The following is a 9,229-nucleotide window of genomic DNA, read 5'->3' on the forward strand; positions in this document are numbered from 1 at the left end:
CTTTTATAGGCAAGCTGAAGAACCGCTTGGATACCGGGCTCGTCGGCGGTGGAAATATCGACTGCGACCGACAGCGGGATCTGGCCGGAGTCGACGGCCCGCAGAAGGCGCTGTTCGCCTTGTGACAGAAGGCGTGCAATTCCTCTGACATATTCGGTCGAAAGACCGATCTTTGCTGCGATGTCGGCGTCCGAATAGCCGCTTTCTTTCAGCCGACCGATATCGCGAAGAAGGTCATAGGCGGTATGATACCGGCGAGCACAATTTTCCACCAACCCTTTAACCAGCGCTTCGGCCCTGGTTGCCTCTATCACAAAGGCGGGAATCTCGGTCTGGCCCAGCAGCCTGAAGGCCTCGATCCGCCCCTGGCCGCACACCAGATCGTGCGTGAAGGCGCCTTCGTCGACATCGCTTTTCGTCACCGTGACGGGACGCTTCAGGCCGACGCTCTTGATGCTGTCGACAATATCCTGGAAGGATTTTTTGCCTCGGGTGCGCGGGTTGGTAATTTTGATCGCGTCCAGGCGCAGGAGCGAGATTGGTCTGTTGGTGGCGTCCATCAGCGAGCGGCCGTGATGGCGTTGCGTTCGGCCAAGGCGAACAGCGGATCCAGCGATTTGAAGAAGAAAGTGTTGAACTCCAGTCTCTTGTTCAAGGCGCGGTTTAAGGGTTTTCCACCAATCTCATTTGCTGGCGCAATCAGATAATCCAGGATCGTCTGGTTATCCGGGCTCATGCGGATGGCCACTTTCACGTCCGCAGCGGTACCCCGTTCCGCAGGGGCCAACCAATGAGGATAGCCGTATGGCGTGTTGCGACAGCGACCCATCGCAATGGATACAGTGAATTCATCATTGACGCGAAGCACGCCGAGACCGCTCTGACGCACCGCAGAGCCGCCCGCCCGCTCAATGGTCGCGACTATCGTTTGGACGACTTCTTCGAAGATCTCACCAAGCCGCCTTCTGATATCAAGAAACCGATAGTTCTGAGACGGATCGTATCCAACGAGCTTGTAGGCTCGCAGCAGACTGCCAAATTTTTTCCTGTAGCGGCTGCTTGGCGGACAATTTGCCGCCGCGTCAATGATCGGACCTGAGAGGGTACCGTGCCTCTTCAGAAGTTCGGCGAGCACAACCAACATCTGATCGTTGCCCATCTTAGATGAGCGGGCGTCGGCTATGACTTGAGCCCGTTCGAACAGTTTGCGGTCTACAATGGGTTCAAAGACACCATCGGCGCGCACCCATTTGGTCGTATCATTGGTCACCTTCCTTTGCTTGAGCTTGAAAGACTGCCGATTCCAGACGTTGTTGCCCACATATTTTTCGTTGCTGAGTATCTGATGAATGGATTCGCGTTTCCACGATCGATTGAGATCGGTGACCACTCCCTTGGTATTCAACGACCGCGCAATTTGCAGCTCGGTCCGACCACCCTTCACATATTCATTATAGATCCAGCGCACCGTTGCAATTTCATCAGATGGTCCAGGTACGAGGATGACCCGATCCGTCTGGAGGCTCTTGTACTCTTTGAGAGCGAGCATGGTCTTTGTGCGCCCATGCTGGTCGATGAGCCGGCGCCTCAGGCCCAGGCCGGACGACCCTCCTTGCCGGTATCCCATTTGAATGAGCCTGCACTGCCCGGCAAACACCTTGACCGACAACACGCGACTGTGCTCGGCCGCCATGGTGCGCTTTATCGCCTTGAGCAGGTCTGATGCGATGGTGCCATCGTTGGCAAACTGTTCGCCACAGTATTCAATTCGCACTCCGGCAACGCGACACCGGTACTCGTACGACGCACTCTCATCGGGGTTCGGGAATCGCCCCCAGCGGCTCACGTCGTAGACGATGATGATTTCGAAACCCGCGTTCTTCGTCTCGACGTCCGCCAACAGCCTTTGCAAGCCGGCGCGACCTTCAAGGTTCAAGCCGCTGCGACCAGCGTCCTCGTATGTGGCTACGATGTCGTAGTTCATCGCAGCCGCGAAGGCGCGGATTGCATCCTTCTGATTGTCGATCGAGAAGCTCTGGCGGTCAGTAGACATTCGCACGTACTGAGCTGCGCGCACGCGTTGTGCGTCTACAGAAGGTCGACGGGCCGTGTGCGCCTCTTCCATCACTCCGCGCCTAAAAGGCAGATTGAACGTTCGCTTGAACCAGCGACCCTAGCGGCATGACGCTTCAATCCCGTTACACATTGACCGACACTTTGTATCGAATGAGGCTTTGTTGCCATGAACCGAGAGGGTCAAAAAATAGCAGGCAGGGTTTCTATCAACGCCCGAGAAACCATGTCTTTTATCGTGAGGCCTCGTGCCCCCGTTCCGCCGCATTGCGGCCGCAGGTGGCAAGCCATAGGGATTTCAGGCCTTCAAGGGAGAACGCACATGAACTTTCACAAAGCCATCGCAGCCGTGCTGATGACCGCAGCCCTGGCAGGCTGCGCGCAGACCGAAGGCCAGCAGCGGGCCGGAACCGGCGCGCTGATCGGCGGCGCCGGCGGCGCCCTCGTCGGCCAGGCCATTGGCGGCAACACCAAGAGCACGGTCATCGGCGCGGCCAGCGGCGCCCTGCTCGGCGCCGTCGTCGGCTCAGCCACCACCCCACAGCGCCGCGAAGACCAGCGCCGCGGCGACCAGATGTGCCGCTACCAGGATCGCGACGGCCGCATCTACACGGCGCCCTGCGACGACCGGTACTACAACGGCGATTATTGATGCGAGCCTGACGGCGGGACGCGTTTGCCAGCAGGTAGTTGCTCAAGAAAGGAAGGGGAGCTCGTCGCCCGATCCGGCCTCGGTCGGACGGAATGGACGCGTCCGCGACACGTCCATAGGCATATCAGGCTACGTCTATCGGGCGAATTGCGCGGGATCCAAAACGCGCTCACAATCCAGTCTTCCGGAGCACAGTACGCCTCAAGAAGCTTGCTGATATTGCTATCGGATTGTTTGCCGACCCCCGTCTTCCCCCCGAAGCCCTGTCGGCAGACGAGGCGGATTCTGTCCCCGGATCCGCCTCTTTGATGTGCGAGGTATCGGCATTCCGCAGGCCGGTTCCGTCTTCGGGCAGCCCCGGTCCCGTCGCCTCGGCCCGATCAGGCTTCAGTGCTATTTATCGCGATGAGCGTCATAATGACGCTGGACGCGGTGCGGTTCCAGTTCGAGTGCCAGTTCGGCGTTGGTGGCGAACTCGCCGGCCGAGGAGGCGTCGAGGAACACGCGGTACGAAGTGCCGGCGACCGTCCTGGATTGTTCGCCGGCTGCGCACGCGGAGCGACGGATCCGGCGTCTGACAAGATCATGTGAGATTCCTTTGTTGAGAATTGGAGGTCGGTGACGAGCCCTCCCATGGCGAAGCTTTGTTGTCACTCGTTGGAGGGCCTTCGAGGGGGAAATTGGCTCGCTGTCATTTTTTGCCCACTTGGCCGGGCTAGACTGTTCTTCGCGGCGGGTTGTGGAGGAGGTCGATGTGACGACAAGCCTTGCCGCCCTGAAAAGCCAAAGCAAACGCGCCGTGAAACGGCTCATCGGCTATGATTCCCGCAACTGGCTGCGCATCCGCCAGATCGAGGCATTCAGCCTCTTTCTAGAAGCCGCCAACCGCAAGGCTTCCGATGTGATCGAGATCTCGCCCGGCTGGAACCGCTATTGGCGGGCGATGTGCCCCAACTACCGCTCGGTCGATTTCCCCGCCTTCGACATCTGCAAGGACCGCACCGACGAGCAATATTCCATCGTCATCGCCGACCAGGTGCTGGAGCACGTGCAGCGGCCGCAGGCGGCGGTGCAAAACATCCACGCCATGACCCGGCCCGGCGGCTGGGCGATGGTGGCGACACCCTTCCTGTTTCGCGTCCACGCCAGGCCGCACGACTACAACAGATGGACCCCTGCCGGCCTCAAGCAGCTGATGGTCGAGGGCGGCTTCGCGGAAGCCAACGTCAAGGTCCACGGCTGGGGCAACAAGGCCTGCGCCAGGGCCCATATCGGCGGCCCCGTGCGCGCCTACGGCCTGTGGCGCGACCTCAGCAACGACGAGGAATACCCGCTGATGGTCTGGGCGTTCGCGAAGAGAGCGTGAGAGGCCGAGGTGCGCTAAGTCGCGGCCCCTGCAGTTGAGGTCTTTGCGCTCAATTCTGGCTTGAGCCAAATCCGGCTTCTCGACAACGCCCTGCGTTAAGGTTCTTGATCCTGGCCGTGCAGCTATCGTTTTTGCTGGCCAACGATCGGCCCCTGGGAATGTTCCATGCGCAATGGAACTCGTGGCGTCGGGTGTGGTTATCGACGATCACACAGGAGGGCTGCACATGTCTGGCAACGACAACCATCGCGAAACGGGAGCAACAAAATATCCTGCCAAGACCGGTCCCGACCCTTCGGATTCTTTCTCCCAGGACGCGGCGGGTAACAAGAATCCGAGGAGCGGGGTGGGACTGACACGGCCTTCGAACGACGTGAACGACAAGACCCATCAGTCGGACGGGCAGAACCCTTCGGGGCAGATAAAGAGGTCCAGCCCATGAACGTCGCAAATCTTCGCGCGAAGGCTGATGACTTCGATTGCGTGGCAACAATGTGCATGTTCACAAGGGGCCTGCTGTCGACGACATTGATACCGGTCTGAGAACGGTTGAGGCGTCCCGTGACAGGCAACCAGCGGACAAATGAAGTTCCCCTGCCAATCGCAACACGATCTGCTGTCCGATCCCGCTTCTTCAGATCGCTGACAAAGCCCAAGGTGAATCGGACATCCCCCATTTTCCGAACTGGCGAAGATGGTTGGACAAGCGAAAGAGCATTACAACGACCAGATGTGAGGGGCTGCTAGCCTGCAGCATTCTACATTTCACTGTTTTCGATGATGCCGGCTTCGCCATCTCGAACGCGTGTTCGCGGTGCCGTCGGCTTCCTTAGGCGAACTCCCGGTCCTCCGCCTTGCGCAGTCTGCCCATGGCTCAGGAAAGCCACGCCGCCCATTTCCAATGCGGCTTGCATCGCAAGGAGCTTGTCGGTGGCCGGTACACGCTTGCCGTTTTCGAAGTCCCTAACCGTTCCTTCGCTCACATTCGCTTTTGCGCCAAGCCTGGCTTGCGACCAATTTAAGAGCCCCCTTGCCGCACGGCATTGTTCCCGGGTTGGTCGGACCACAAATGTCTCCTCGATCGCGTGGGGCGCGGCCGTGCTCAAGCTTTCTTGCGCTTCGGCGAAAGGCTCTTTCTGGATGCTGCCAGCCCTTCCTGCTTGAGACTCTTTTTAAGAATTTCAGCCAGGTTGATGACGTTCTCTTTTGGCTTGGGAGCCGGCTTTGGCGGCGCCTTACCCTTGCGCTTCGCATCGATCATGGCGATCAAGGCATCTTCATACGTATCTTCAAATTTTGAAGGATCGAAAGTCGTAACTTTCTTGTCGATCAGCATGCCGGCGATTTCGAGCAATTCAGGATCGTATTTCGCCTTCGTCAAGCCATCGAAAACACTGTCTGCGGAGACCACCTCGTTGTGGTTCCGCAATTCTGTCATCAGCATGCCTTTGCCATGAGGTTGGATCAGCACCTCCCGGCCGCGCTGATAAAGGACGATACAGGATCGGGCAGCAACACCCTTGTTCTTCATCGCGTCGCGAATGACGCCGTAAGCCTCGACAGCGGCGCCGTCGGCAGGAATCAGATAGTAGGGTTTCTCGAGATAGCGCGTATCCACGTCGTCAATGGATACGAATTCGCCGACCTCGAGTGTATGATCCGATGTCAGCTTCAGCGCCTTGATGTCGTTGGGATCGATCTGAAGGAACTCATCTTTCTCGACTTCGAACCCCTTCACCTGGTCTTCCGCCTCGACGGTCTTTCCCGTCTTCTCGTCGGCATAAACACTTTTGACCGGCAGACCGTCTTTTCGGTTCAGGATCTTGAAATGAATCTTGGATGCCTCGCTGGTTGCGCCGATAACCTTTACGCCGCAAGCGACGGAACCAACCTTTAAAAAGCCCTTCCAGGCCGCACGCGGCGCAACCATTTAATTTGTCCTGTTTCCGTCGAGGCAAACGAACGGGCGTTTGAATCGTTCCGCTGCATGCCGGTCTTGCCGCTGTCAGGCGTGCCTGACCAACGGACCTATGCTCATCGAGAACGGCCCGCAGCTCTTCGGCAAGGTCTTCAAGGTTGAAGGGTTTTGGCAACAGCTGCGTGCCGAGATCGAGCTTGTCTTGAGCGACCTTGCTGGACCGCGATGTGTCGAGCGCCAATCCGCGGCGACGGAGATTAAGACGCCACATCTCCTCTGAGACGGAAAAAGTGACTGCCGCGTCATTCCAGCGCCGAACGAACCAAATCTCGTCCACGGCGTTGAGTCGCGCGTCGCGTCCTCAGCCGGGATCTGTTGCATGACAAAAGGCGAGCTTTCCACCTATCGCGCCAAGCGTGATTTTACGAAGACGAAAGAACCGAGTGGCGAGCGCTCGATCGCTAAATCGAACCGGCTCCGCTTCGTCATTCAGAAACACGCGGCGACGCGACTGCACTATGATCTTCGCCTTGAGCTCGACGGTGTCTTCAAGTCGTGGGCTGTTACCAAAGGTCCGTCTCTGGATCCTCAGGACAAGCGCCTGGCCGTCCAGGTTGAGGATCATCCGCTCGACTACGGCGACTTCGAAGGTACCATCCCCAAGGGGCAGTATGGCGGCGGAACGGTGCAGCTGTGGGATCGAGGCTATTGGCAGCCGGAAGGCTCCATGCCTCCTGAGCAGGCACTGGAAAAGGGTGATCTGAAGTTCATGCTCGACGGCAAGCGCCTGCATGGAAGCTTTGTGCTTGTGCGCATGAAGCATGACCGCAATGGCGGGAGACGGACGAACTGGCTGCTGATCAAGCATCGTGACGAATACGCGACGGATGGCAACGGCGACGCGGTGCTGTCTCATGATCGATCCGTGGCCTCCGGACGGAGCATGGAAAAAATTGCCGCGGGCAAGGGTTCCGGCCCGAAGCCGTTCATGATGCAAGGCTCTTCTGTGGCCGATGCCGATGCGGTGTGGGACAGCAATCGTGGCCACGCCGCCGACGAGCGCGCAAAGTCGTCTAAGGGAATGGCGAAGGCGGTGCTGCCTGCGAAAGGAGCCGCGCGGGGTTCGACGGCGAAGATGCCTGGCTTCATCGCACCACAGCTCTGCGCGACGCTTTCGCGGCCGCCGGCAGGGACAGACTGGGTTCATGAAATCAAATTCGACGGCTACCGCGTCCAGTTGCGCATCGAGGACGGCGCCGCCACGTTGAAAACACGAAGAGGTCTGGATTGGACGGAAAAATTTGACGCCATCGCAAGAGAGGCGGCCCATTTCCCCGATGGCATTATCGACGGTGAGATCGTAGCGCTCGGCGAAAATGGCGCACCGGATTTCGCCGCTTTGCAAGCCGCGCTGTCCGAGCGCCGGACAAAGGATCTCGTATTCTTTGCCTTCGACTTGTTGTCCGCCGACGGCGAGGATTTGCGCAGACTGTCTCTTACGCAACGCAAGGAAAAGCTGAGCGAGATGCTGGGCGAGGTGGATCGCGGCGAGGAACACCTGATCCGCTATGTCGAGCACTTCACCAATGGCGGCGATGCGGTGTTGCGTTCTGCTTGTCGTCTTTCGCTTGAAGGCATCATCTCCAAAAAGGCTGATGCAACCTATGTGTCGGGAAGGACCGACACTTGGGTAAAATCGAAATGCCGCGCCGGGCATGAGGTTGTCATCGGTGGCTGGTCTAACACCAACGGCAAATTCCGATCTTTGCTCGTTGGCGTCAACCGCGGCGAACATTTCGCCTATATCGGCCGTGTCGGAACCGGCTTCAGCGAGGCAAAGGTCAAGCAACTGCTGCCCAGGTTGAAGGCAATGAAGGCGACCAAATCACCTTTCACCGGCGATGGCGCGCCGAAGAAGGACTCCACCATCTTTTGGACAAAGCCGGAACTGGTTGCTGAGATCGAGTTCGCGGGATGGACTGGGGGCGGCAATGTCAGGCAGGCTGCCTTCAAAGCCCTGCGTGAAGACAAACCAGCAAAGGACGTCGAGGCCGAGCGCCCCGCCGATCCTCAGGACACGAAGCTCGCCGACCCTGCCAAGGCAACGCGAGGTACGGGAAAAAGCCCGGTTGTCATGGGCGTCATCATTTCCAAGCCGGACAAACCGCTTTGGCCGAACGCCGGCGACGGCGGGCAGCCGGTGACGAAGCTCGACCTGGCCGAATACTTCGAGGCCGTCGGCCCATGGATGATCAAGCATCTCAAGGGACGACCCTGCTCCCTCGTGCGCGCTCCTGATGGCTATGCGGGCGAACAGTTCTTCCAGCGCCACGCAATGCCAGGCACGTCCAATCTGCTGGAACTGGTGAAGGTTTTCGGCGACCACAAGCCATATCTGCAGATCGATCGTGTCGAGGGGCTGGCGGCCATCGCCCAGATCGGCGGCCTGGAGCTGCACCCCTGGAATTGCCAACCCGGTCATCCCGAGATCCCCGGCCGACTGGTTTTCGATCTCGATCCTGGTCCGGAAGTTGCCTTCGCCGAGGTCGTCGCGGCGGCCAAGGAAATGCGCGACCGTCTCGAGGATTTGGGTTTGGTGAGTTTCTGCAAGACGACGGGCGGAAAGGGGCTGCACGTTGTCACGCCCTTGGCGACCCAGCGCAGCAAAACCACATGGCCCGAGGCCAAGGCCTTCGCCAAGGCGGTCTGCATGCAGATGGCAGGCGATAGCCCAGACCTCTACCTTGTAAATATGGCCAAGAAGTTGCGGACGTCCCGAATCTTCCTGGACTACCTTCGAAACGATCGCATGGCGACAGCCGTCGCCCCACTGTCTCCGAGGGCGAGAGAAGGCGCAACGGTATCCATGCCCCTGACATGGGGGCAGGTGAAGGCGGATCTCGATCCGAAGAGAGACACGGTCGCCACTGTGCCCGGCCTCCTGAAGAAGACCGTCGCCTGGACCGATTACGGTGATGGCGAACGCTCGATCAGCACCGCTATCAAGCGGCTGGGGTCGGCAAAGCTCGCCGCATGACATCCGAAACCGCAAAGCTGCCGTTTGGCGTTCCATTGGACACCGTGCCGATGGAGGCGAAAACTGCAGACGCGTTGCCTGACGGCGCCGGCCAATGGCAGTACGAACCCAAATGGGACGGGTTCCGTTGCCTTGCCTTCAAAGCCGGCGATAAGGTGGACTTGCGCGCGAAATCGGGTAAGC

At 59.0% G+C, this 9,229-nt stretch carries 9 protein-coding genes and 1 pseudogene; 6 read left to right on the forward strand and 4 right to left on the reverse strand.

The window, feature by feature from the left end:
* Together EN935_RS12165 and EN935_RS12170 are read right to left on the reverse strand one after the other, a co-directional pair.
* Positions 1-560, reverse strand: a 560-nt coding sequence (locus EN935_RS12165; protein ID WP_164771097.1) for a ParB N-terminal domain-containing protein, incomplete at its 3' end; no start/stop codon positions are given.
* Positions 560-2,125, reverse strand: a complete 1,566-nt coding sequence (locus EN935_RS12170; RefSeq protein WP_127265880.1) for a recombinase family protein — start codon at positions 2,123-2,125, stop codon at positions 560-562. The genes EN935_RS12170 and EN935_RS12165, both read right to left, overlap by 1 nt.
* Before the next feature lie 270 nt (positions 2,126-2,395).
* Between EN935_RS12170 and EN935_RS12175 the strand changes: the two genes are divergently transcribed.
* The 3 genes from EN935_RS12175 to EN935_RS12180 all read left to right on the forward strand — a co-directional run bounded on the left by EN935_RS12175 (position 2,396) and on the right by EN935_RS12180 (position 4,091).
* Positions 2,396-2,725 carry a YMGG-like glycine zipper-containing protein gene (locus tag EN935_RS12175; protein ID WP_127265882.1) on the forward strand — a complete coding sequence of 110 codons (330 nt, stop codon included), beginning with the start codon at positions 2,396-2,398 and terminating at the stop codon, positions 2,723-2,725.
* Between the two features lie 417 nt (positions 2,726-3,142).
* The gene (locus EN935_RS40765) at positions 3,143-3,316 is read left to right on the forward strand and encodes a hypothetical protein (RefSeq protein WP_164757957.1); all 174 of its coding nucleotides are present in this window, start codon (positions 3,143-3,145) and stop codon (positions 3,314-3,316) included.
* 163 nt (positions 3,317-3,479) lie between these two features.
* Positions 3,480-4,091, forward strand: a complete 612-nt coding sequence (locus tag EN935_RS12180; RefSeq protein WP_127373341.1) for a methyltransferase domain-containing protein — start codon at positions 3,480-3,482, stop codon at positions 4,089-4,091.
* Positions 4,092-4,849: 758 nt separating this feature from the next.
* On the opposite strand, the gene EN935_RS12195 is transcribed toward EN935_RS12180, so the two are convergent.
* The gene (locus EN935_RS12195; RefSeq protein ID WP_109671190.1) at positions 4,850-5,158 is read right to left on the reverse strand and encodes a helix-turn-helix transcriptional regulator; all 309 of its coding nucleotides are present in this window, start codon (positions 5,156-5,158) and stop codon (positions 4,850-4,852) included.
* Between the two features lie 35 nt (positions 5,159-5,193).
* Entirely contained in the window at positions 5,194-6,021 is an 828-nt protein-coding gene (locus tag EN935_RS12200) for a Ku protein (protein ID WP_127265336.1), read from the reverse strand.
* A 100-nt stretch (positions 6,022-6,121) separates the two neighbouring features.
* On the opposite strand from EN935_RS12200, the gene EN935_RS40770 reads away from it, so the two are divergent.
* From EN935_RS40770 to EN935_RS41985, 3 genes and pseudogenes are all read left to right on the forward strand, one after another.
* Positions 6,122-6,289, forward strand: coding sequence for a hypothetical protein (locus EN935_RS40770; RefSeq protein ID WP_164548591.1), 168 nt, complete (start codon positions 6,122-6,124; stop codon positions 6,287-6,289).
* Positions 6,290-6,388: 99 nt separating this feature from the next.
* Positions 6,389-9,046: a DNA ligase D gene (gene ligD, locus EN935_RS12205; protein WP_127265335.1), complete on the forward strand. Its 2,658-nt coding sequence runs from the start codon at positions 6,389-6,391 to the stop codon at positions 9,044-9,046.
* A pseudogene (locus EN935_RS41985) lies at positions 9,043-9,229 on the forward strand (ATP-dependent DNA ligase); the annotation flags it as partial. The gene ligD and the pseudogene EN935_RS41985, both read left to right, overlap by 4 nt.

This window comes from Mesorhizobium sp. M7D.F.Ca.US.004.03.1.1 (assembly GCF_003998635.1).
Taxonomy (GTDB): Bacteria; Pseudomonadota; Alphaproteobacteria; order Rhizobiales; family Rhizobiaceae; genus Mesorhizobium; species Mesorhizobium loti.

Excerpts from the sequence above, each read along its gene's own strand:
- EN935_RS12170 (WP_127265880.1), bottom strand. The coding sequence starts at position 2,125 with ATGGAAGAGGCGCACACGGCCCGTCGACCTTCTGTAGACGCACAACGC.
- EN935_RS12175 (WP_127265882.1), top strand. The coding sequence starts at position 2,396 with ATGAACTTTCACAAAGCCATCGCAGCCGTGCTGATGACCGCAGCCCTG.
- EN935_RS40765 (WP_164757957.1), top strand. The coding sequence starts at position 3,143 with ATGACGCTGGACGCGGTGCGGTTCCAGTTCGAGTGCCAGTTCGGCGTT.
- EN935_RS12200 (WP_127265336.1), bottom strand. The coding sequence starts at position 6,021 with ATGGTTGCGCCGCGTGCGGCCTGGAAGGGCTTTTTAAAGGTTGGTTCC.
- EN935_RS40770 (WP_164548591.1), top strand. The coding sequence starts at position 6,122 with ATGCTCATCGAGAACGGCCCGCAGCTCTTCGGCAAGGTCTTCAAGGTT.
- ligD (WP_127265335.1), top strand. The coding sequence starts at position 6,389 with ATGACAAAAGGCGAGCTTTCCACCTATCGCGCCAAGCGTGATTTTACG.